This window comes from Pseudonocardia kujensis (assembly GCF_021283305.1).
Taxonomy (GTDB): domain Bacteria; phylum Actinomycetota; class Actinomycetes; order Mycobacteriales; family Pseudonocardiaceae; genus Pseudonocardia; species Pseudonocardia kujensis.
The window spans coordinates 95,025-115,882 of the sequence record NZ_JAJSOK010000002.1 but is presented as its reverse complement, the minus strand read 5'-3'; the positions used below and the strand labels follow the sequence as shown (position 1 = coordinate 115,882).

At 72.4% G+C, this 20,858-nt stretch carries 22 protein-coding genes; 14 read left to right on the top strand and 8 right to left on the bottom strand.

The window, feature by feature from the left end; translation table 11 throughout:
* The first annotated feature begins 213 nt into the window (after positions 1-213).
* Together LWC35_RS02195 and LWC35_RS40060 are read left to right on the top strand one after the other, a co-directional pair.
* Positions 214-1,068: an MBL fold metallo-hydrolase gene (locus tag LWC35_RS02195; RefSeq protein ID WP_232868159.1), complete on the top strand. Its 855-nt coding sequence runs from the start codon at positions 214-216 to the stop codon at positions 1,066-1,068.
* Positions 1,069-1,100: 32 nt separating this feature from the next.
* Positions 1,101-1,643 carry a cupin domain-containing protein gene (locus tag LWC35_RS40060; RefSeq protein WP_232868158.1) on the top strand — a complete coding sequence of 181 codons (543 nt, stop codon included), beginning with the start codon at positions 1,101-1,103 and terminating at the stop codon, positions 1,641-1,643.
* 558 nt (positions 1,644-2,201) lie between these two features.
* On the opposite strand, the gene LWC35_RS02185 is transcribed toward LWC35_RS40060, so the two are convergent.
* Positions 2,202-2,399 (bottom strand): hypothetical protein, encoded by a 198-nt coding sequence (locus LWC35_RS02185; RefSeq protein WP_232868157.1) that lies wholly within the window; start codon positions 2,397-2,399, stop codon positions 2,202-2,204.
* A gap of 637 nt (positions 2,400-3,036) precedes the next feature.
* Here LWC35_RS02185 and LWC35_RS02180 point away from each other — a divergent pair.
* Positions 3,037-3,396, top strand: coding sequence for a MerR family transcriptional regulator (locus tag LWC35_RS02180; protein ID WP_232868156.1), 360 nt, complete (start codon positions 3,037-3,039; stop codon positions 3,394-3,396).
* Between the two features lie 738 nt (positions 3,397-4,134).
* On the opposite strand, the gene LWC35_RS02175 is transcribed toward LWC35_RS02180, so the two are convergent.
* Positions 4,135-4,335, bottom strand: coding sequence for a cold-shock protein (locus tag LWC35_RS02175; protein WP_232868155.1), 201 nt, complete (start codon positions 4,333-4,335; stop codon positions 4,135-4,137).
* Between the two features lie 582 nt (positions 4,336-4,917).
* Here LWC35_RS02175 and LWC35_RS02170 point away from each other — a divergent pair.
* From LWC35_RS02170 to LWC35_RS02160, 3 genes are read left to right on the top strand one after another with little or no spacing between them, the layout of a single operon-like run.
* A complete protein-coding gene (locus LWC35_RS02170) occupies positions 4,918-5,823 on the top strand; it encodes an SH3-like domain-containing protein (protein ID WP_232868154.1) in 906 nt (301 codons plus the stop codon).
* Between the two features lie 38 nt (positions 5,824-5,861).
* Positions 5,862-6,572, top strand: coding sequence for a thiocyanate hydrolase subunit gamma (gene scnC / locus LWC35_RS02165; protein ID WP_308194440.1), 711 nt, complete (start codon positions 5,862-5,864; stop codon positions 6,570-6,572).
* Between the two features lie 26 nt (positions 6,573-6,598).
* Positions 6,599-6,943, top strand: a complete 345-nt coding sequence (locus LWC35_RS02160; protein WP_232868152.1) for a hypothetical protein — start codon at positions 6,599-6,601, stop codon at positions 6,941-6,943.
* 27 nt (positions 6,944-6,970) lie between these two features.
* Here LWC35_RS02160 and LWC35_RS02155 read toward each other — a convergent pair whose 3' ends face one another.
* Positions 6,971-8,017, bottom strand: a complete 1,047-nt coding sequence (locus LWC35_RS02155) for an HPP family protein (protein WP_232868151.1) — start codon at positions 8,015-8,017, stop codon at positions 6,971-6,973.
* 296 nt (positions 8,018-8,313) lie between these two features.
* On the opposite strand from LWC35_RS02155, the gene LWC35_RS02150 reads away from it, so the two are divergent.
* Together LWC35_RS02150 and LWC35_RS02145 are read left to right on the top strand one after the other, a co-directional pair.
* Entirely contained in the window at positions 8,314-8,559 is a 246-nt protein-coding gene (locus tag LWC35_RS02150) for a hypothetical protein (protein WP_232868150.1), read from the top strand.
* An 84-nt stretch (positions 8,560-8,643) separates the two neighbouring features.
* Complete coding sequence (locus tag LWC35_RS02145; protein ID WP_232868149.1) at positions 8,644-9,084, top strand: ATP-binding protein; 441 nt, start codon at positions 8,644-8,646, stop codon at positions 9,082-9,084.
* 9 nt (positions 9,085-9,093) lie between these two features.
* Here the strand turns inward: LWC35_RS02145 and LWC35_RS02140 are convergent, their stop codons facing one another.
* Complete coding sequence (locus LWC35_RS02140) at positions 9,094-10,650, bottom strand: ArnT family glycosyltransferase (RefSeq protein ID WP_232868148.1); 1,557 nt, start codon at positions 10,648-10,650, stop codon at positions 9,094-9,096.
* 139 nt (positions 10,651-10,789) lie between these two features.
* On the opposite strand from LWC35_RS02140, the gene LWC35_RS02135 reads away from it, so the two are divergent.
* Positions 10,790-12,430 (top strand): sigma-54-dependent Fis family transcriptional regulator, encoded by a 1,641-nt coding sequence (locus LWC35_RS02135; RefSeq protein ID WP_232868147.1) that lies wholly within the window; start codon positions 10,790-10,792, stop codon positions 12,428-12,430.
* A gap of 56 nt (positions 12,431-12,486) precedes the next feature.
* Here the strand turns inward: LWC35_RS02135 and LWC35_RS02130 are convergent, their stop codons facing one another.
* Both LWC35_RS02130 and LWC35_RS02125 read right to left on the bottom strand, forming a co-directional pair.
* On the bottom strand, positions 12,487-13,599 hold the full coding sequence (locus LWC35_RS02130; protein WP_232868146.1) for an NDMA-dependent alcohol dehydrogenase: 1,113 nt from the start codon (positions 13,597-13,599) through the stop codon (positions 12,487-12,489).
* A gap of 225 nt (positions 13,600-13,824) precedes the next feature.
* Positions 13,825-14,286: a carboxymuconolactone decarboxylase family protein gene (locus tag LWC35_RS02125; RefSeq protein ID WP_232868145.1), complete on the bottom strand. Its 462-nt coding sequence runs from the start codon at positions 14,284-14,286 to the stop codon at positions 13,825-13,827.
* Positions 14,287-14,370: 84 nt separating this feature from the next.
* Here LWC35_RS02125 and LWC35_RS02120 point away from each other — a divergent pair, with 84 nt between their 5' ends.
* From LWC35_RS02120 to LWC35_RS02110, 3 genes are all read left to right on the top strand, one after another.
* Entirely contained in the window at positions 14,371-15,228 is an 858-nt protein-coding gene (locus LWC35_RS02120) for a sigma-70 family RNA polymerase sigma factor (RefSeq protein WP_232868144.1), read from the top strand.
* Positions 15,229-15,422: 194 nt separating this feature from the next.
* Positions 15,423-16,469, top strand: coding sequence for a 2,5-dihydroxypyridine 5,6-dioxygenase NicX family protein (locus tag LWC35_RS02115; RefSeq protein WP_232868143.1), 1,047 nt, complete (start codon positions 15,423-15,425; stop codon positions 16,467-16,469).
* A complete protein-coding gene (locus LWC35_RS02110) occupies positions 16,466-17,215 on the top strand; it encodes a maleate cis-trans isomerase family protein (protein WP_269803436.1) in 750 nt (249 codons plus the stop codon). The genes LWC35_RS02115 and LWC35_RS02110 overlap by 4 nt, the downstream gene beginning before the upstream one ends.
* 21 nt (positions 17,216-17,236) lie before the next feature.
* Here the strand turns inward: LWC35_RS02110 and LWC35_RS02105 are convergent, their stop codons facing one another.
* Together LWC35_RS02105 and LWC35_RS02100 are read right to left on the bottom strand one after the other, a co-directional pair.
* Entirely contained in the window at positions 17,237-18,424 is a 1,188-nt protein-coding gene (locus LWC35_RS02105) for a cytochrome P450 (RefSeq protein WP_232868142.1), read from the bottom strand.
* A 23-nt stretch (positions 18,425-18,447) separates the two neighbouring features.
* Entirely contained in the window at positions 18,448-19,056 is a 609-nt protein-coding gene (locus tag LWC35_RS02100; protein ID WP_232868141.1) for a VC0807 family protein, read from the bottom strand.
* A 109-nt stretch (positions 19,057-19,165) separates the two neighbouring features.
* Between LWC35_RS02100 and LWC35_RS02095 the strand changes: the two genes are divergently transcribed.
* Positions 19,166-19,870 carry a GntR family transcriptional regulator gene (locus LWC35_RS02095; RefSeq protein WP_232868140.1) on the top strand — a complete coding sequence of 235 codons (705 nt, stop codon included), beginning with the start codon at positions 19,166-19,168 and terminating at the stop codon, positions 19,868-19,870.
* The gene (locus LWC35_RS02090; RefSeq protein WP_232868139.1) at positions 19,867-20,853 is read left to right on the top strand and encodes an ADP-ribosylglycohydrolase family protein; all 987 of its coding nucleotides are present in this window, start codon (positions 19,867-19,869) and stop codon (positions 20,851-20,853) included. Before LWC35_RS02095 ends, LWC35_RS02090 begins: the two co-directional genes overlap by 4 nt.
* Positions 20,854-20,858 lie beyond the last annotated feature (5 nt).

Below are 20,858 nucleotides of genomic sequence, written 5' to 3'. Positions count from 1 at the left end.
GCGCTTGGCGGGCCCCTTCGACGACGGCACCGGCGGCATCCTCGTCGTCGAGGTCGGCGACCGGACCACCGAGTTGAAGTCCCTGCTCGACGGCGACTCCTACCTCGCGCAGGGCGTGGTCGTGGAAACCCAGATCCACCGTTCGAGCCGGTGCTCGGGGCCTTGGCCGGCTGACGGCTCTCCCGCCGCACCCACAGATCAGAGAGGACGACCATGTCCGCACGACCCGCACCCCTCGAGTCCATCGACGTGGGTGACATCAAGGTGACCTACCTGCCCGACGGCGACGCCACGGTCGAGGCGGGCACGGTCTTCCCGGCCTCGAACGAGGCGCTCTGGGAAGCCCATCGAGAGCTGTTCGACGCCGAGGGGAAGCTGTTGCTCACCCTCGGCGGGTTCCTGGTCGAGACCGGCGACCAGAAGATCGTCGTCGACCTGGGCTTCGGGGACATGACGGTCCCGTTCCCCCCGGTGGGCGGCGTGTTCCGCGGCGGTCAGCTGCTGTCGAGCCTGCGCCAGGCCGGCGTCGAACCGGCCGATGTCGACGTCGTGTTCTACACCCACCTGCACCTCGACCACGTCGGCTGGACCGCACAGAACGGCGAGCTGACCTTCCCCAACGCCCGGTACGTCGTCGGCGAGGGCGAGTTCGAGTTCTGGCAGGGCGTCACCGACGAGCAACTGGCCGTGGTCGGGCCGCACCCGGAAGCGGTCCAGGCGCCGCTGGTGAACCGGATCGAGTCCGTGGGTGACGGTGCGCTCGTCGCCTCGGGGGTCAACGTGCTCGCGAGCCCGGGGCACACGCCCGGGCACTGCTCGGCGGTGATCTCCTCGGGTGCGGACAGGGCGATCATCCTTGGCGACGTCGTGCACTGCCCCCTGCAGCTGGCCGACGGTGACCTGCGGATCATCTTCGACGTCGATCCGGAGACGGCCGCCCGCACCCGGGACAAGATCGCCGCGGAGCTCGAGGGGGACTCCGAGGTCCTCGCCGCCGACGGGCACTTCAGCGGCTCGGCCTTCGGCCGCATCGTCCGCGGAACCGGCAGGCGATGGGTGGGTCTGTAGGGCACGCCGGTCACGACGTCAGGAGGAACACGGTGGCATTCGAGGTCAGCAAGGTCGTCACGGACCGAACCGCCGACGGCAAGTCGGTGTTCGCGGAGGAGAAGTCCGTCGAGCCGGGAACCGTTCTCGGCCTGGACATCTTCAACATCTGGGGCACCGCCGACGGCCTCCCGTCCGTCGGCGCGGGGGACAACCCGGCGACGGTGCCGTTCCCGTTCTTCCCCGGGCCCGGTGGTTCGCGGTTCATCGTGGTGCGTTTCCCTCCCGACTCCGCCGCAGCGGAGCAGGGGGACGCGGACCCCGAGGAGGCCGCGGCGCAGGCGGAGCGGACCCAGCCCGGTCTGATCGGGGTGTTCGAACCCGACAGCCCCGGTATGCACACCACCGACAGTGTCGACTATGGCGTCTGCGTAGAGGGCGAGGTGTACCTCGAGCTCGACGACGGGGCCGAGGCGCACGTCACCCCGGGAACCTGCGTCGTGCAGCGGGGCACCCGGCACGCCTGGCGGAACCGCAGCGACTCGCCCTGCACGATGGTCTTCGTCCTCGTCGGCGCGCAGCGTAGGACCGGCTGACGACGGCCGGCGTCCCCGGCCGTCTCCTCCGCATCCGCGACCGGGGACCCGCCCGCCCAGGCCGGCGTCCCCGGTCGCGGCGTTCCGCCGCGAGGTCCGCGGGTGTCCTTGCGCAGCTCGCGGGATTCCCGGCGCGCGACCGAGTGCCGCCGCGCCGCGGCCGGTCGGACCCGCGGAGTCGAGGCGAGGACGCGCACGGCTTCGGCGACCGCGGCGCGGCGTTCCGTGGCGGTGCCAGTCCGTGATCCCGAACAGCCGCTGTCGCAGCGAGAGTCCCGTCGTGCCGTAGCCCAGGGAGGAGACCACTTCGGCGAACTCACGGCCGATGATGGCCGGGCGGGATCGTGACCGGAGCGATCGAACTACGTCACGGGCCGCCCGGCCGGCCCGGCCAGCTCGACGCGGGGCCTTGGAGGCGGTAGACGCCGGACACGGCCGGCGCGGATTCCGCGTCCAGCAGAGTGAAGTGGATGCGGCTGCCCGGGGGAGACCGTGGCTGCCCCACCATGCACACGACCCCGACGGGCCGGATCCTCCCGGCGGAGCGCGGTGAGCGGGTCAGCCTGCCCGGTGGTCGTCGGCCCCCAGTCCGAGCATGTCGAGCAGCTCGCGACAGTCGGCCGCGTCCGTGGCCCGATCGGCAACGATCCGCGCCGCCCTGACGCTCTGCCTCCGGCACGCGACCTCGTACGCAGCGGTTTGCGCCGCCCACTCGCTGGGTTCCTTCAGGGAACGGTCGGTTCCGAGCCGCGTCATGGGTACTCCTCGAGCCGGCTCAGCACTCGCCGAGCGCGCGGAGCGCGACTCTTGGCGACGGAGACCTGTGCGGTGAGTCCGACCATGGTCCCCGTGCTGTCCGACCTGACCACGTCAACCTAACGCGTCCCGGAGGGATCGTCACGGGCCTGGACCCAGATCGTCCCCAGATCACCGTTCAGCCGCCCGCCTGTGACCGAAGGCAGGGAGCGGGCTTCACGGCCCGGGGCGCTGGCGCACCTCGCGTACCCGAGAAAATCTCACCCCCCCGAGGTAGACATCCGCGCACGGCTGTGTGTAGTCTCCTCCGCGTTGAAGAGAGAGAAGATCAGCACGGGAGATGACGTAACTACCCGTGAAGCAACACCAGCAAGTCGCAACACCAGCAAGTCGCAACACTGAGGAGAAGGGAAAGCAGCTCACTGTCAGACCCGCTACCGGCCGTGTGGCCAGTGGGTATCGTCTCGTCGGAACGGAAGGTGATTCTCGGTTATTACGCGGATGCGTTTTCCCGCAGAAGTTGGTTTCAGTGTCCTGCGGGTCGAGAAGACCGACGTTCGAGTCGGTTGATGGTGTGAAGAGCTAACCCTGGGGCCCCGGTGCGACTGCACCGGGGCCCCTCGTCTGTGGAGGTGGAATGACCCGAGACCCGAAAATCGGGGCTGACAAGTTCGACGACGAGCACTACCCCGCCTACACGATGGGTCGAGCGGCGGAGATGCTCGGTACCACGCCCGGGTTTCTCCGCAGCCTGGACGAGGTGAAGCTGCTCGTCCCGCAGCGTTCGCCCGGGGGACACCGTCGCTACTCCCGGTACCAGCTGCGGTTGGCCGCCCGGGTCCGGGCGCTGGTCGACGAGGGCATGGGCGTGGAGGCGGCGTGCCGCATCATCATCTTGGAAGACCAGCTCGAAGAGGCGCGGCGCATGAACACCGAGCTGAACCAGCGCGTCCAGGCGAGCGGGTTCACGGTGACCCGCGCTTCCGAATCGCCCTGATCCGGTGACGTCGACCTCGACCAAGACCCGCGCAGATGTTCGGCCTGTCGCGGCCGGGCCGCTCACCGTCGCGTTCGCGTGCCGCAGGCGTCGAGTAGGTCTCGGGCAGATGACTGTCGTCAGTGATCGAGCACGCACCTGACAGCGGCCGGCGCGGGGCACGCCCGCGGCCGATCCCCTGGTCTGCGGCTGTGGGCGGCGGCGGAGTGGGTTGAGTGGCGTGAGGGCTGCCAGCGGAATCAGTGGGCTCGACCGGTTCCCACTCGTCGCTGACCGGCTGCTCGGTCGCCCGAGACCGTTCCTGAGCAGGTCGCCTGGCTCGACGCGCTGCCCGCGCGCCCAGCCTTGGGCTGATCTTTCAGCCGCGCACGGTGTCAAATGGTATGCGAGGGCCGCGCGGGGCGGGCTTACTGCGCTCCACGGAGGAAGGGTCGCTCGGCGGCGTGTCGGCCGGCTCGGCTCCCCGGAACTGGTCCGCTTGCAGCTCATCGCAGCGAACCCCACTCGATTCAGGGACGGCGCACGGACGCGACGAGGAAACGACGCGACGACGCTGCGGGCGAACGCACGCGAGGGTCGCGGCGCCGGGCTGGGAACGGTGTCGAGCGGAGATGAAAGGCTCCTCGCCGGTTCTCTCAGGTATCGGTGACGATCACGTGCTGAAGGCAAAACAGGTCCGGCGATGGTGCCCGCTGGACGCGGGGCACCACCGCCGGGCGAGAGGCGCTTGGTTCCGACTCAGATGAGCACGGTGGAAGCCTGCGGCCCCTTGGCTCCCTGGGTGACCTCGTAGGACACCGCCTGGTTCTCGGTCAGCTCCCGGAACCCGGACGAGTCGATCGCCGAGTAGTGAACGAACACGTCGGCGCCGCCGTCGTCCGGGGCGATGAAACCGAAGCCCTTTTCGGCATTGAACCACTTCACAGTTCCACGGATCATGTGGTGCTCCTTGTCGCGTAGCGTTGGACGGAACAACCACGCCCGTGGCTGCCCGGGTCAAAGTGATTCCCAGACGGCAGCCAACTTCAGCTACACCAAAGACAGCGAATCCGCCCGCATCATCATCCTGCGAGCGCGCCCTAAAACACGAACATCAGAACTACGGTGACCGAGATCAACGCTACACGCCCGCCGCCCCACCACCAAGCCCAGAAGCGGGATACGCGGACCCGCTCGGCCACCGACCGTGCCCCCATGCCCTGCCGGGGCGAGCCGCAGTCGGCGGAGTGAGCAGCACGTTCGCCCGACCTCAACTGTGGTCGAGCACCCCACACCCAGACTGACAGTGACGGCCCTCACGCCGTCCGGGGACTACCGGGGCGCATCGAGCCCGACGCCGTTGACCCGTCGACCCAGGCGATCGGCCCGTCCACCGGCAAGCCTCGTCCACCCGAGGTCATGCCACGCCGCACCCTGACCTGGTCGTCCAGCTGGGCAGGGGGTCACTGGGTGAGCCGAGCGAGTACACATTCGAGTGAACGACAGCGAATTGGCTCACTCGTAAGCTCACCGAAAGGTCGGGTGCTCGAAGAACGGCCGGCACGGGTCATGAGTCAGCGCAGGTTCGGACTCCGGGGAGAAGCCATCGTGAGCACTGCAGCCGATCGTGCCGCCCAACTGGATCTCGTGTCCAGGTTGAGGTCGGCCTACCCGGAACTTCCCGATGCGCCCCCGCCGGATCTGCTCGACCACGATCGCTTCACCGCGTACATGAAACCGGTGCACGACGTCGGTGGTGAGCCGGACGTGCCCATGAGGTACGAGAACAAGGAATACGAGCATTGGGAGCACATGACGTACGTCATGTGCGAGGTACTGGCCTGGCGCGGTATCTGGCTGTCCGAGGAGCGGCGGCGCATCGGGAACGTCGACGTCGGCCGCGCGGTCTATCTCGGCTTTCCCTACTACGGCCGCTGGCTGCTGGCGGTGGCCCGCGTACTGGTCGAGAAGCACCACCTCGGGCTGACGGAGCTCGCCGAGCGGATGGCAGAGGTCCGACGGCGTTACGACGGCGGCCTGGCCGGGAGGACACTGACGGCCGAGCCCGCGTTCGAGGGCGACGGAACGCAGGTGAAACGCAACAGTCACATCGTGCATGCGCTGGGCAAGGGCGACCCTCAGGTGTACGCGGGCAGAGCGGGGGAGCCGAGGTTCGCCGTGGGTGATCCGGTGCGGGTCCGCGAACTGCCGGTGCTCTTCTACACCCGCACCCCGGAGTACGCGCGCGGCGCCACGGGCCGGATCGCCGCTGTCGCCTACGAGAGCCCGGCGCCGGAGGACGAGACCTGGGACCGACCGGCCGCCGAGCCCGAGTGGTTCTACGTCGTCAGCTTCACCATGGCCGAGTTGTGGCACGGCTACAACGGCACCGCGACCGACACCTTGCGCACCGAGATCCCGGAGCGCTGGCTCGAGCCCGTCGACTGACGGATCCGCCGGACCGTCCCGCGCAGAAACGGAAGACAATGGCCGACCACGACCACGACCACGACCACGACCGAACCGTCAAGCCGATGGTCGACGAGGTCACGGACTTCGAGGTGCTGGAGATCGCGTTGCGCGAGCTGTGCATCGAGAAGGGCATCTTCACCGCGGAGGAGCATCGTCGCTTCACCGAGTTCGCCGAGCAGATCGGGCCCACGCCCGCCGCGCGCCTGGTGGCCCGGTCGTGGCTCGATCCGGATTTCAAGGCTCTGGCGGTCGCCGATCCGATGGCGGCCAGCAAGGAGGTCGGCGTCGACTGGCTCGAGCCCACCGGCTTCGGAACGCCCAGCGACTTCACCGCTTTCGAGATCCTCGTCGACACCCCCACGGTGCACCACGTCATCGTCTGCGCCCTGTGTTCGTGTTATCCGCGGCCCATCCTCGGCAACTCGCCCGAGTGGTACCGCACACCCAACTACCGCCGCCGGCTGGTCAGGTATCCGCGCCAGGTGCTGTCCGAGTTCGGGCTGTACCTGGACGAGGACGTCGAGATCCGCGTTCAGGATTCCAACCAGAAGCACCGCTTCATGGTGATGCCGATGCGGCCGGAGAACACGGACGACTGGACCGAGGACCAGCTGACCGAGATCGTCACCCGGGACTGCCTGATCGGCGTTGCGCTCCCTCGGGCCGGCGTGACGACCAATGTCGTCGTCGCCACCCGGCCGGCTTTGCATCCGGTCGGTGAGTGATGGCCGCGGAGGGCGGGGGCTCGTCGGTGCCCGACACCGACGTCGCAGTGCTGCGGGAGATCGTCACACAGAACCAGGTGTGGCCGAGGATGGCGGCGAAGTACGGCGTCGACAACCCGGTTCCGCCGTGGAAGACCAGCTTGGACGGGCTCTGCGACGCACTCGACCACTGCGCCTCCGACGCGGATGTCCCTGATTTCCGGGCTCGCCGCGACGAAGAGGACGCCCTGTCCGCGACCCTCTATTCCGGCTTGCCCTATCCGGAGAGTCAGTTGGTGTCGTTGGCGCATTCGCTGGTCCGTCGCGGCGTCATCACGGAGCCCGAACTGATCCAGCGGCTGTCGGCGGTCCGGGCACGCCTCGAGGGCTGAGGGCTCCGGAACCGGTCGCCCTCGAGGTCACACCGGGTCGGTCAGGGCCCGGCAGAGCGCCACGATCAGGTCGGTCTGGGTCACCATGCCGCACAGCCCGCCCTCGGTGTCGAGGATCACGGCGGCGTGGGCGCGGCCGTCGCTCAGGGCGCGGCTCAGCGCCAGCGCGGGCAGGTCCACCGGGGCCGTCAGGGGCGGCGAGGCCAGCTCGCCGACGCAGGTGGCGGGACGCACGAGCTCACGGAGCCCGACCGTGCCGACGACGGCGCCGTCGGGTCCGAGCACCGGCAGCGTGCGGAGGTCGTGGGCGAGCAACAGGGCGCGGGCGGTCTCGGGGGTGTCGTGCATCGTCACCCGGACGACCTCGCGCGACATCACGTCGCCCGCCGTGAGCTCACCGTGCCGCCGGACGAGGGCCTGGGTCTCCACCTCGCGCAGCAGGACCCCGAGGTCCTCGCGGCTGATGTCGAACGCCTCACCGACCTCGGCCAGCGCCCGGTCGACGTCCTCGGCGCGGAACCGGCTGCGGCGCTCCGCGGGATCGGTGCGCGGTGCCCGGTGCGGGTAGGCGTGGCCGGCGAGCCGGTGGAACAGCCAGCCCATCGCGACGAGGACGACCGAGTTCAGCCCGACGGGGACGAAGGCGAACAACGGGCCGGCGGCGGAGACCACGCTGCCGCCGATCACGGTCGTCAGTGCCGCGGCGCCCCCGGGCGGGTGCAGGCAGCGGAACAGCGACATCGCGGCGATCGCCCCGCCCACCGCGAGCCCGGCCGCGAGGAACGGGTCGTGGACGAACGCCAGCACGCCGAGGCCGACCAGCGTCGAGAGCACGTTGCCGCCGACGACCGACCACGGTCGGGCGAGCGGGCTCGCGGGCACCGCGAACACGAGGACGGCCGACGCTCCGACCGGCGCGACGAGGAACGGCAACGCCGCCTCGGGTCCCACGACGACGTAGCCGAGCAGCGCGGTGACACACAGGGCGGCGAGCGCCCCGCCGCAGGCGTACAGGCGGTCGCGGAGCGTGGCCCCGGCCAGGATCGGACGGAAGCGGCGGGGGATCCGGCCCATCCGCGCACCACCCTGCCCGTCCCGTGCCGTCGCGACCTGCCGGCGACGGGCCCACGAATGTTACGGGCGGATGACGCCGCAGCTCACCGTCGGACCGGGCCGTCCTTTCCCCGCCGACAGGCCCCCTCCGACCGGGGTGGGCGCGCCCGTCGCGCAGGTGAGGCTGGGTTTCCGGCGGGTGCCGGGGGCACACTGGACGGACCTCGGTACGCCCGCCGGGGTGTCGCGCCTCTCGTGAGCCTGATCTCACAAGGGGTACGGCCGAACCGGACGAGGGCGTTCAGGGGGTGCGAGGCATGGTCTCCAGACAACCGCCGGCCGAGCGGCAGACGTGGACCGCGGACGAGCAGGCCGAGCTGAGCCGGCGGGCGCGGGCCCGCCGCCGGGTGCTCGGTCTGGCCGAGACGCCGGCGGACGCCGACCTCGACGTCGTCGGCGGTCCCGAGCTCGTCGACGTGGTCGGACCCGAGGCCGCCGGGATCCCGGCGCCGGCCGCGGAACCGGTCGTCGTGGACGTCCCGGAGCCACGCCTGCCCACCTGACGCCCCGGATACCCCCCGCCCGATGATCGGCCGGCGTCCGGCCAGCGGTCGCGAAGGGCCCCGGGCTTCGTCATCCTCGGGGGTATGGCGGACGACTCGGGCTTCTACAGCATCCGGTTCGGCGCGGACCCGGTGCAGCTCGCCTTCTTCCGGGCAGGGCTGGACCGCTGGCTCCAGGCGCTGGAGTGGCCCGAGGCCGAGCGCGTCGACGCGATCCTCGCCGTGAGCGAGGCCTGCACGAACGCGGTCAAGCACGCCTACGCCGGGGGCGTCCCCGGGGACGTCGAGGTCGTCGGCCGGCTGGTGGCCGGCCCCGCGAGCCGCCAGGTCGTCGTGACGGTGCGGGACGAGGGCGTGTGGCGCCCGGACCACGGCGAGAAGGGCTACGGCATGAGCGTCATGCGCGGCTGCATGGAGCGGGTCTCGATCCGCCGCGACGACGCGGGCACGACCGTCACCCTCGTCAGCGTCCCCGTGCCGCTGCTCGGCGCCCCGGACGGTTCCGGGCTGGCTGCCGCGGAGTGAGGAGCCCGGTCAGGGCGTGCGGAGGGCCCAGACGTCGCAGCCGTCGAAGGCCGTGGTGCGGACCTGGTCGGCGTTGTCGCGCAGCCAGCTCGCCAGCGGGCCCGTGAGCTCCGCGGGCACGGGGTTCACGAACCAGCGGGCCCCCTGCGCCTGCATGCTCGCGAGCCGGTCCGGGTCGTACTGGTCGGCGGCCAGCACCCACCCGTACCGGTCGGCCCGGTAGAGGATCACCGGCTCCTGGTAGTTGTTCGCGACGCCGTCCTCGGTCGTGGTGCTGTCCGTGCCGACGACCACCAGGTCGCCCGGCGCGGACACCGCCGCCAACTGGGTGGCGCACGTGCCGAGGGCGCCGGCGTCGGGGTCGAACGACTGGCGGAACACGTTGAGCGACTGGGCCCCCAGCGCGAGCACGGCCACGACCCCGAGCACCGCGACGAGGCGCGGGGCGACCCGCCCACGCAGCAGCCGCTGTGCCGCGACCACACCGATCCCGATCGCGGTCGCGGCGTAGGGCAGCGAGTACACGTGGTACTGGATGCCGAGGTCGGATCCGCTGTAGCGGCCGACCGCGAAGTAGTAGACGACGAGCGCGACCGCGCCGGCCAGCAGGAAGGGCGCGGCCGGCGCCCCGCGCCGGTGCCGCCACAGCCACACCGCGCCCAGCAGCGCGAGCGGGACCCCGACCACGCCGTAGACGAACAGCACCTCGCTGCGCAGGTTGCCGAGGTAGAAGTCGGCGCCCAGCCACATGGCGAGGTTGCCGAACTTGTCGTCGCCCCCGGAGATCACGCCGAAGGTGTTGCCGTAGGTCTCGTAGAGGCCCGAGGCGTGCCGCAGCCACAGCACGGGCAACACGAGCGCCGCGAGCCCGGCGAGGTAGACCGAGGGGCGGCGCAGGCGGTCGCGGGCCGCGAGCAGCAACCAGAGCGCCATCACCAGCCCGACGTGCAGCGAGGTCGGCTTGGCGAGCCCGGCCAGCGAGACCGCCCCGGCCGCGGCCACCAGCCACACCGGCCGGTCCTCCTGCAGCCAGCGGCAGAAGAAGAGCAGGGCCAGCACCGTGAAGGCGAGCACCGTCGCCTCGGGCATGAAGGCCGTGCCCCAGCGCATGAACGCCGGCGAGACCGCCCAGGCGATCAGAGCCCAGCGGGCGGCCGCGGGCGGCAGGATCCGCTTCGCCAGCCCCCAGAACGCCGCGGTCGCGACGAGCATGAAGGCCAGCGACACCAGTCGGCCGAGGAACTCGTGCTGGCCGAAGAGCGTGTAGAGGACGCCGGTGAGCCACGGCATGATCGGCAGCTCGGACTCGACGTAGCCGGGACCGTTCCCGCCCCAGTTGATCTGCGGCATGAACAGGTCGAGCCCGTGCTCGGCGTAGTTGCGGGCCATCGACGCGGTGTCGGACTGGCGCCAGATGTCGCCCGGGTACGTCAGCGGGCCGAAGGCACGGACCACGGACAGGACCGTGACGACTCCGAGCACGAGCAGGGCGGCGCGACCCAGCAGGTCCGGTCGCGGGCGCTCGGGGGTCACGCCCGTCGGCGACCGGTCGATGTCGAGCTGCACCCGTCACATCGTGCACGCGTCCCCTGTGGGCAACCTGAGGACCCCTCGGTTCGTCCGCTCGGAGTCGACGGATGCGTCACGCGGCATAGGATCCGTGTCGACTCCCACCGTCGGATCCCGCAGCGAGGAGGGTCCGGGCATGTCCGCGCTCCGTCCCGAGATCGCCCAGTCCTGGCAGCGACTCTCGTCCGCCGGGCTGGATCCCGCCGCGTGCCTCGACACCGGCGCGGCCGTCGAGCCCGACCCCGGCACGCGGCTGCGCCGCGCGGCGGGTCCGGTGCTCACCGCGCTCGAGGGCCACCTGCGCGGCTCCCGGTTCGCGCTCGTCCTGGCCGACCGCGAGACGCGGCTGGTCGACATCCGGCTCGGCTCGCCCGAGCTGGAGCCGGTGCTGCAGTCGGTCGGGGTGGTGCCCGGGATGCTGTTCACCGAGCGGGTCAGCGGCACGAACTCGGTGGCGACCGTCGCCGAACTGCGCCGGGGGATCGCCGTCGTGGGCGCGGAGCACTACCTGGAGTCGCTGAAGCGGTTCGCCTGCTACGGGGTGCCGATCCGGGACCCGCTGACCGGGCGGCACGCGGGCGTCCTGGACATCACCTGCCTGACCGCCGACGCCAGCCCGCTGCTGCGGCCCTTCCTGCTCGGCGCCGCACAGCAGATCGCCGACGGGATGCTGGCCGAGGCCCGCGGCTCGCACCGGCGGGTGCTCGCGGCGTTCGAGGCGGCGCGGCTGCGGGCGACGGGGCCGCTGGTGGCCTTCGGGCCCGACCTCGTGCTGACCAACGACGCCGCGGCCGACCTGCTGCAGCCCGTCGACCACGCCGCCCTGCAGGCCCTGCGGCACGGGCGGCCGGGGCCGGTGCGCACCGAGGTCGAGCTGGCGTCGGGCGAGGGGATGGTCGCCCGCGTCGAGCCGGTCGGCGCCGGGGGCTTCCTCGTGGAGCTGGAGCGGCCGGAGCGACCGCCGGCCGTACGGGCGGCGGCGCCCGTGCCGGACCGGGACTGGCACGCCGAGCTGCGGCCGCGGATCCGTCGCTATCGCGCCGAGCAGGCGAACGTGCTGGTGCTCGGCGAGCCCGGCACCGGCCGGACGACGGCCGCGACGGAGCTCGCCGGCGCGGGGGTGCCCGTGCTGGCCGGTGCGCACGTCACGGTGGCCGACACGGACGTGCCGCTGGCCGAGGCGACCGGCGGGGGCACCCTGCTCGTCGAGGACGCCCACCTGCTCGCACCGGCCGTCGCGGCACATCTGGCGCGCGAGGTGGACCGGCGGGGCGTGCGGCTGGTGCTGACCGCGGGCCTCGACGGGCTGACGGCCGGGGAGACGGCGGCGTTCGCGGCCCGGTGCCCGGTCCGCCTCGAGCTGCCGACCGTGCGCAGCCGGCGGGACCGCGTCCCCGCCCTCGCCGGGGCGCTGCTGCGGGAGCGCGCCGGTCCCGCCGTCCGCTTCACCACCGGAGCGCTGCGGACCCTCGCCGCCCACGACTGGCCGGGCAACCTGCGCGAGCTCGCCACGGTCGTCGGGTACGTCGCCGGGCGCCGGTCGGCGGGCGACCTCACCGAGGCCGACCTGCCGCCCGGCTACCGGGAGGGGCCGCGCGAACCGGTCCCGGGCGCCCTCTGGCAGGCGGAGCGGGATGCGATCGTCCGCTGCCTGGAGAGTTGCAGGGGCAACAAGGTGCACGCCGCACGCCGGCTCGGGATCAGCCGCACCACGCTCTACCGCCGGATCCGCGAGCTGCACATCGACCCGGAGGCGCTGCGCGAGCGGCCGGCGTGAGACGCCGTCCTCGGCGGGGCCGGGTTCTCCCGGCCCGCCGAGGACGGGGTTCCGACTCAGTGCTCGTGGACGAGCACGCCGCGGACGTTCTTGCCGTTGAGCAGGTCCTCGTAGCCCTCGTTGACCTGCTCGAGGGAGTACGTCCTGGTGATCAGCTCGTCGAGCTTGAGGTCCCCGGACTGGTACAGGCCCAGGATCTTCGGGATGTCGGTGGTCGGGTTGCAGTCGCCGAACAGCGACCCCTTCACCGTCTTCTTGAACAGCGTCATGATCGAGCCGGGGATGTTGACGTTCTGCACCGACAGCTTGTTCAGCCCGGTCAGCACGACGGTGCCGCCCTTGCCGATCGCGTCGAACGCGCCGGTGACGATCTCCTCGGTCACGAGGCCCGCGGTCACGACGGCCTTGTCGGCGCCGTTGCCGTTGGTCATCTGGCGGGCGAGGTCGGCCGCCTCCTCGATGGTGCCCACGGCGTGGGTCGCGCCGAGCTCCATCGCCTTCTCGCGCTTGTTCTGCAGCGGGTCGACGGCGATGAGGTTCTTCGCGCCGGCGTAGCGGGCGCCCTGCACGGCGTTGATGCCGATGCCACCCACACCGGAGACGATCACGGTCTCGCCCGGGCGGACGTCCGCGGCGTTGACGGCCGAACCCCACCCGGTGGGCACGCCGCAGCCGACGAGGACGGCCTTGTCGAGCGGCAGGTCGTCGTCGACCTTGACCACCGAGTTCTGGTGGATGGTGGCGTACTGGGAGAAGGTGCCCAGCATGCACATCGCGCCGTAGTTGCCCTTGGGGCCGGTGAACGGGAAGCGCTCGCCGGGCAGGTAGCCCTCGAGGATGGTGGCGCCCATGTCGCAGATGGCCTGCTGGCCGGTGGCGCACCAGCGGCAGACGCCGCAGTTCGGGATGAACGAGCAGACGACGTGGTCGCCCGGCTTCACGCGGGTGACGCCCGGGCCGACCTCCTCGATGATGCCGGCGCCCTCGTGGCCGAGCACCATCGGCAGGCGGGCCTCGAGGTCGCCGTGGGAGATGTGCACGTCGGAGTGGCACAGCCCGGCGTAGGTGTAGCGGATCAGGACCTCGCCGTCCTTGGGGCCGTCGAGCTCCAGCTCCTCGATCTCGATCGGCTTGCCGGTCTCGTAGACGACTGCGGCCTTGGTCTTCATGCGGGGATCGACTCCTTCGTCGTTCTCGGGGAGGCTGCTGCCGCCACCTTCCCCGAACCTTCCCCGTGCGAGGTGTTTCATGTTTGGACACCCCATGACCAGCCTGTCCGGGTGACCCTCGTTGCGCTCGACCTCCCCACCCCCACCGAGATGCACGGCCGCTGGGCCGCCTTCGCCGCGATCTGCGCCACTGGTCCCGCGCCCCCTACGAGAGGTCCGACGGGTTCACGAGCGCTCGTAGGCGCCGGCGACCTGCCGGGTGGTGGCGTTGAGCCGGTTCCACAGGTTGATGTTCGCGATCGAGAGGACGAGCGCGCCGAGCTGCTGCTCGTCGTAGTGCGCGGCCGCCTCCTCGAACACCTCGTCCGGCACCGGGTCGGCGCGGTCGGCCAGCCGGGTCACGGCCTCGGTCAGGGCCAGCGCCGCCCGTTCCTCGTCGGTGAAGAAGCGGGCGTCGCGCCAGCCGGCCACGGTGTCGATGCGCTCGTCGGGCTCGCCGGCCTTGCGCAGGGCGCGGGCGTGCATGTGCAGGCACACCGCGCAGCCGTTGATCTGGCTGGCGCGCAGGTGCACCAGCTCCAGGACGGTCTCCGGGATGCCGGTGGCCTTCTCCGCCTCGCCGAGCGCCAGCAGGGCCTCCAGGGCACCGGGGACGACCATGGCGGGGTTGGTCATGCGTGCGGACATGTCGGTCTCCTTCCGTCCCGCCGTCACATCGGCGGGTTCTCGTGGGTCATCACCTCGACACCCGCCGACGGGAGGATGTGACGGATGGATCCGGTGACGGACTTCGAGGAGCACCGGCCGTACCTGCGGCAGGTGGCGTACCGGGTGCTGGGCTCGCTCAGCGAGGCCGACGACGCCGTGCAGGAGGCCTGGATCCGCCTGCACCGCGCGGACCCGGCACACGTGGACAACCCGCGGGCCTGGTTGACCACGGTCGTCGCCCGGGTGGCGCTCAACCAGCTGCGGGCCCGCCGGACCCGCCGCGAGCAGGCCTTCCCGGACCACCTGCCGGACCCGGTCGTCCGCCGCGACGACGCCGGTGACCCCGAGTACGGCGCGGAGCTCGCGGACTCGGTCGGGCTCGCGCTCCTGGTCGTGCTGGAGACCCTCGCACCGGACGAGCGGCTGGCCTTCGTGCTGCACGACATGTTCGGGCTGCCGTTCGACGAGATCGCGCCGCTCGTCGAGCGCACCCCCGCCGCGGCCCGCCAGCTCGCCAGCCGCGCCCGCCGCCGGGTCCGCGGGGCCGAGCCGGCGTCCCGGTCGGACCGCGGTGCGCGCCGCCAGGTGGTCGACGCGTTCCTCGCCGCGGCCCGCGAGGGGGACATCGAGGGCCTGGTCGCGGTGCTCGACCCGGACGTCGTGCTGCGCGCCGACACCGGCACCGGGCTGCGCGCGGTGCACGGGGCGCGGGCGGTGGCCGGCCAGGCGGCGGCCTACCGCAGCGAGGACCAGGTCCGGCACCCGGTGCTGGTCAACGGCGCGCCCGGAGTGCTCGGCACGGTCGACGGCCGCCCGGTCGCGCTGCTGGCGTTCACCGTCGACGGCGGGCGGATCACGGAGATCGACATCCTGGCCGACCCCGCCCGGCTCGCCGGGCTCGACCCGGAGCTGCTCCGCTGACCGGAGGGCGGACCGACCCCGAGCCCGGTGCGCTGCGGACCCGGGCCGGCCCGCCGGGAGCGTCTCGTGACCGGTTCAGATCTGGCCGATCCGGCATTTCGTCACCCGGATGTCACATCCTGCGCTTGACGCAGCGGCCCGTAGCGGCAATCGTCAGTGTTCGGACTATCTCGGGAGCCGAGGCCGGAGGAGCCATGGACCAGAACCTGTTCAACGAGATCTGCCTGCAGCAGCTGACCCTCTCGGCGGTGCACGAGGGCGAGACGGTGGCGGTGCTGACCCGCGGGAACGAGCGGGCGGAGTACGCGGATGCGTTCTTGTGGGCGATCGGCAAGCTGGGTGCGCAGGGTTTCCACCTGCGGCTGCCGGCGCCGGTGACCGCGTCGGGGGCGTGGGCGGTGGGTGATTCGGGGTTGGCGGGCAACCGGCTGGCGGTGGAGGCGCTCAAGAGCGTGGACATGGTGGTGGACTGCACGTTCCTGTTGTTCAGCCCGGAGCAGTTCGAGATCCAGGCCGCGGGGACCCGGATCCTGACCGCGGTCGAGCCGGCCCCGCTGCTGGCCCGGCTGATGCCCACCCGTGAGTTGCGGGAACGGGTGGAGATCGGGGCGGAGCTGCTGGCCAAGGCGCAGACCATGCGGATCACCAGCCCGCACGGCACCGACGTGACCTACAAGCTCGGCGTGTACCCGACGTTGAGCGAGTACGGCTACACCGACCAGCCCGGCCGCTGGGACCACTGGCCGGCGGCGTTCGTGTTCACCGGCGGGGCGGACGACGGGGTGGACGGGAAGATCGTGCTGGCGCCGGGGGATGTGTTGTTGCCGTTCAACACCTATGTGCAGACCCCGGTGGAGATCACCATCGAGGCGGGGTTCATCCGCGACATCCGCGGCGGCGCGGGTTCCTCGGGGCTGGACGCGGACCTGCTCAAGAGCTATATCGAGTCGTTCGACGATCCGCGTGGCTACGGGATGTCGCACGTCGGGTGGGGGCTCGATGAGCGGGCGCACTGGCACGGGCTGACCCAGTTCGGTGGTGGCATGGGGATGGAGCTGCGCAGTTTCTACGGCAACGTGATGTTCTCCATCGGGCCGAACAACGAGCTCGGCGGGCCGAACGACACCGCGTGTCACTTCGACATCCCGATGCGCGGCAACAGTCTCTATCTCGACGACGAGCTGATCGTCGACGCCGGCGAGCTGACCGTCCCGGAGATGCGGCCGGTGGACAAGCGATGAGCACGGACCACCACATCGGGATGATCGTCCCGAGCTCGAACCTCACGATGGAGACCGAGCTGCCGCGGATGCTGCGTGCACGCGAGGAGGTCGACCCGGAGCACCGGTTCGTCTTCCACTCGGCGCGGGCCCGGATGCAGCACGTCACCCCCGAGCAGCTGCGCGCGATGAACGCGCAGGCCGAGCGGGCGGCGACCGAGCTGGCCGACGCACGGCCCGACGTCGTCGCCACCGCCTGCCTGGTCGCGATCATGGCGCAGGGCCCGGGGTACCACTGCACCGCGGAGGAGTCGATCACCGCGGCGCTCCGGGCGGAGGGCTCCCGGGCGCCGGTCGTGTCCAGCGCGGGCGCGCTGCTCGACGGCATCGCCGCCCTCGGCGTGTCCCGGGTCGCGATCATCACCCCGTACATGAAGCCGTTGACCGAGGCCGTGGTCGAGTACCTCGAGGCGGCCGGGGTCGAGGTCGTCGACTCGCTGTCGCTGGAGGTGCCGGACAACCTCGCCGTCGCCCGGCTCGACCCCGCCGACCTGCGCAAGCACCGCCAGGAGCTCGACCTGGCCCGGGCCGAGGCGCTCGTGCTCAGCTGTTGCGTGCAGATGCCCTCGCTGCCCTCGATCCAGCCGGTCGAGGACGAGCTCGGCATCCCGGTGCTCTCGGCCGCGACCGCGACCATCTACCGGATCCTGCAGGAGCTGGGCCTGCCGCCGACGGTGCCGAACGCGGGTCGCCTCCTGGCCTCGTGAACCGCTGCACCCGGGCCGGGCCTACGACCAGGTCACGGGCAGGGCGTCGAGGCCCCCGGTGAGCAGGTCCGCCCGCAGCGGCAGCGCGTCGACCGGGCGGTCGAGGCGCAGGTCGGGGAAGCGGGCCGGGAGTGCGGTGAACACGGCCTGCAGCTCGACGCGGGCGAGGCTCGCCCCGATGCAGTAGCGCGGGCCGTGGCCGAAGGAGAGGTGGTTGCGGCCGTCGGCGCGGCCCGGCTCGAAGCTCTCGGGGGCGGGGAAGGCCCCCGGGTCGCGGTTGGCCGCGGCCGGGGCGAGGACCACGCAGTCGCCCGTCCGGATCGTCACCCCGCCGATCTCGACGTCGGTGTGGGCGTAGCGGGGCAGGCCGCTGCCGCCGGGCGCGGCCAGCCGCAGGATCTCCTCGACCGTGTCCGGCACCAGCGTGGGATCGGCGGCCAGCGCGGCCCAGTGCTCCGGGTGCTGCAGCAGGAGGACCGTGCCGACGTCGATGCGGGTCACCGTGGTCTCGTGTCCGGCGAAGAGCAGGGCCGCGGCCAGGGAGGCGCTCTGCCAGTCGTGGTCCGGACCGGAGGCGGCGAGGTCGCTGAGGACGTCCTCGCCCGGTTCCTCGCGCTTGCGCGCCACGAGGCCGTGGACGTAGGTGACCAGGGCCTGCAGGGACTGCTGGGCGGCCCCGTGGTCGTCGAGCCGTCCCGCACCCTCGGACCAGGCACGGAACCGGGTCCGGTCCTCGTACGGCACCCCGAGCAGCTCGCAGATGACGAGGATCGGGACCGGCAGGGCGAGGTGTTCGTGCAGGTCGGCGGGCGGTCCGGCGGCGGCGAGGGCGTCGAGCGCCCGCCCGACCAGCTCGTCGACGTGATCGCGCAGGCGCAGCATGCGCCGGGCGGAGAAGGCCGGGGCGAGCAGGCGGCGCATCAGCGCGTGCTGCTCCCGCTCGGTCTCCGGGTCGCCCATCATCGGGCCGCCCAGGATCGCCGAGCCGGAGACGCGGGAGGCGCGCTCGGGATCGGGGTGCGACCGGCCCAGGCGCGGGTCGGCGAACAACGCCCGGCACTCGGCGTGCCCGGTGACCAGCCACGCCGGGTCGCCGGTCGCGGTGCGCACCGCGCAGATCGGGGTGCGCTCGCGCAGCTCGGCGTAGAGCGGCGCGATGTCCAGCACGCCGGGCCGGGTGAAGGGCAGCTGCGGGACGGTGGTGGTCATGTGCTCCTCCTCGGGGCGGGTCGTCAGGCGGGAACGGGGACCGGTGTGCGCCGCAGGGCGGACCGGCGGCGGGCCGTCCACAGCGCGACCGGACCGAGCACGGCGGCCGCGAGCAGCGGCGAGGCGATCATCAGCACCCCCGGTGGCACGAGCAGGGCCAGGACCACGCGCAGGCCCGCCTCGGCGAGCAGCGCGCACCCCCACACGATCGTGATCCCCCGCAGCGCGCGACGGAACCCCGGATCGGCCCAGCGGGTCTCGATCACCTCCGCCGCCCCGGGCCGGCCGCGCAGCAGCACCACGGGCAGCGGGCGCCGGGCGAGCAGCGAGCCCAGGAAGGCCAGCCCGATCACGCCGGTCACGAGCGACTCCTTGACCAGCAGGAACGTCGTGCTGTGCAGGAGCAGCCCGCCGGTGAGGCTCACGGCGATCGCGCCGAGCGAGAGGGCGGCGAGCACGTCGACCCGCCGCCCGCGCGCGATCCCGATCAGGACGCCGGCCAGCGGGAACAGTGCCCCCCAGGTCAGCGCGGTCAGGTCGGACGCGCCCAGCCCGGTGAGCACCCAGTAGGCGGCGATCGGGGCCACGATCCCGAGCAGCAGGTCGGGTCGGCCCGTCGGACGTCGAAGCATGCCGACCACGCTAGGAACCGGGCGCGTCCGGGGCGTCCACCTGCGGGTGGGACCTCGGATCTCCACCCGGGGGTGGACACCTGATGTACAGGACTGTACAAGTAGGGACATGACTGAACAGGTCGGCCACTCGAAGCGGTCGCGGCTGGTCGAGGACCTCGCCGCGCACATCCGCGCCGGCCGGCTCGCCCGCGGTGAGCGCCTGCCCGGGGAGAACCAGCTCGCCGCCCGGTACCGCGTGTCCCGCGGCACCGTGCGCAGCGCCCTGGCCGAGCTGCAGCGCCGCGAGCTGATCACCACGGAGACCGGCGTCGGTTCCTTCGTGACGTTCGACGGCGTGCCCCTCGACCAGGAGATCGGCTGGGCGCGGGCGCTGTCGGACTCCGGCGCCGAGGTCACGACCGAGCTGCTGGGCATCGCGGCGGGCGGCGACCCGGCCGTCGAGGAGCGGGAGGGGTCGCTGGTCACCGTCCGCCGGCTGCGGCGGTCCGCGGGCCGCCCGGTGTCGGTCGAGACGGCGTCGTTGCCGGCAGTCGGCCTGCTCGCCGCACTGCCGACCCGCGGCCTCGTCGACGACTCGATCACGGCGACCCTGCGCGCGGCGGGGCTGCACGGGGTCGCCGGCGACCAGTGGATCTCGGTCGAGCCGCTCGACGCCGCCGACGCCGCCCTGCTCGAGCGCGAGCCGGGCGCGCCCTTCCTGCGGGCCGTGCGCGTGACCCGTGGCGCCGACGGCGGCCTGGTCGAGCACGTCGTCAGCCTCCTCGACCCGCAGCGGTTCCGCTTCCACCTGACCTTCGGCGGGTCCCGATGATCCGGGACCGTGCGCTCGGCGCCCTGTACGGCCTCGCGCTCGGCGACGCCCTGGGGATGCCGACCCAGTCGCTGTCCCGCCCCGAGATCGCGCACCGCTACGGCGTGGTCGACCGCCTCCTCGACGGTGCCCCCGACCAGCCGATCGCCCCGAACCTGCCGGCCGGCACCGTCACCGACGACACCGAGCAGGCCCTGCTCCTCGCCCGGCTGCTGATCGAGGGCGACGGGACCGTCGACCCGCACGCCTTCGCGGCCGCCCTCGAGGACTGGGAGGAGGACATGATCCGGCGCGGGTCCCTCGACCTGCTCGGACCGTCCACCCGGCGCGCGCTGACCCGGCTGCGCGAGGGCGAGTCCCCGGACAAGGCGGGGCGCGACGGCACCACCAACGGCGCCGCCATGCGCGTCGCCCCGGTCGGCATCGCCGTCGCCGGTCCCGGTCTGCTCGACGCCGTCGTGGAGTCGAGCCGGGTCACCCACCACACCGGCCTCGGCATCGGGGCGGCCGCGGCGGTGGCCGCCGCGGTGTCCGCGGGCGTCGCCGGCGCGGGGCTCCCTGCCGCGCTGGACGCCGCCGAGCGGGCCGCCGAGTCCGGCGCCCGCCGCGGGCACTGGGTGGCGGGCGGTGACATCGCCGCCCGCCTCCGGTGGGTCCGCGGCTGGGTGCCGGGGCTCTCCCGCAGCGTGCTGACCGACGCCCTCGCCGATGTCGTCGGCACCTCCGTGGCGGCCAACGAGTCCGTGATCGCCGCGTTCGCGCTGGTCGAGGCGCTCGGCGCGGACCCGCGGGCCGCCCTCACCACCGCCGCCTCCCTCGGCGGCGACACCGACACCGTCGCCGCGATCTGCGGGGCGGTGCTCGGCGCGCAGCACGGCGTCACCGGGCTCCCGGCGGACCTGCTCGCGCAGGTCCGCACGGTCAACGCCCTCGATCTCGAACCCGTCGTCGACGGGTTGCTCGCCCTCCGGTCCCGCTCCTAGAAGGA

Bases quoted from the DNA above. Each gene is read 5' to 3' on its own strand.
- LWC35_RS02195 (WP_232868159.1), top strand. From the start codon at position 214: ATGTCCGCACGACCCGCACCCCTCGAGTCCATCGACGTGGGTGACATC.
- LWC35_RS02185 (WP_232868157.1), bottom strand. From the start codon at position 2,399: ATGACGCGGCTCGGAACCGACCGTTCCCTGAAGGAACCCAGCGAGTGG.
- LWC35_RS02180 (WP_232868156.1), top strand. From the start codon at position 3,037: ATGACCCGAGACCCGAAAATCGGGGCTGACAAGTTCGACGACGAGCAC.
- LWC35_RS02175 (WP_232868155.1), bottom strand. From the start codon at position 4,335: ATGATCCGTGGAACTGTGAAGTGGTTCAATGCCGAAAAGGGCTTCGGT.
- scnC (WP_308194440.1), top strand. From the start codon at position 5,862: ATGGCCGACCACGACCACGACCACGACCACGACCGAACCGTCAAGCCG.
- LWC35_RS02155 (WP_232868151.1), bottom strand. From the start codon at position 8,017: ATGGGCCGGATCCCCCGCCGCTTCCGTCCGATCCTGGCCGGGGCCACG.
- LWC35_RS02150 (WP_232868150.1), top strand. From the start codon at position 8,314: ATGGTCTCCAGACAACCGCCGGCCGAGCGGCAGACGTGGACCGCGGAC.
- LWC35_RS02145 (WP_232868149.1), top strand. From the start codon at position 8,644: ATGGCGGACGACTCGGGCTTCTACAGCATCCGGTTCGGCGCGGACCCG.
- LWC35_RS02135 (WP_232868147.1), top strand. From the start codon at position 10,790: ATGTCCGCGCTCCGTCCCGAGATCGCCCAGTCCTGGCAGCGACTCTCG.
- LWC35_RS02130 (WP_232868146.1), bottom strand. From the start codon at position 13,599: ATGAAGACCAAGGCCGCAGTCGTCTACGAGACCGGCAAGCCGATCGAG.
- LWC35_RS02125 (WP_232868145.1), bottom strand. From the start codon at position 14,286: ATGTCCGCACGCATGACCAACCCCGCCATGGTCGTCCCCGGTGCCCTG.
- LWC35_RS02120 (WP_232868144.1), top strand. From the start codon at position 14,371: ATGGATCCGGTGACGGACTTCGAGGAGCACCGGCCGTACCTGCGGCAG.
- LWC35_RS02115 (WP_232868143.1), top strand. From the start codon at position 15,423: ATGGACCAGAACCTGTTCAACGAGATCTGCCTGCAGCAGCTGACCCTC.
- LWC35_RS02110 (WP_269803436.1), top strand. From the start codon at position 16,466: ATGAGCACGGACCACCACATCGGGATGATCGTCCCGAGCTCGAACCTC.
- LWC35_RS02105 (WP_232868142.1), bottom strand. From the start codon at position 18,424: ATGACCACCACCGTCCCGCAGCTGCCCTTCACCCGGCCCGGCGTGCTG.
- LWC35_RS02100 (WP_232868141.1), bottom strand. From the start codon at position 19,056: ATGCTTCGACGTCCGACGGGCCGACCCGACCTGCTGCTCGGGATCGTG.
- LWC35_RS02095 (WP_232868140.1), top strand. From the start codon at position 19,166: ATGACTGAACAGGTCGGCCACTCGAAGCGGTCGCGGCTGGTCGAGGAC.
- LWC35_RS02090 (WP_232868139.1), top strand. From the start codon at position 19,867: ATGATCCGGGACCGTGCGCTCGGCGCCCTGTACGGCCTCGCGCTCGGC.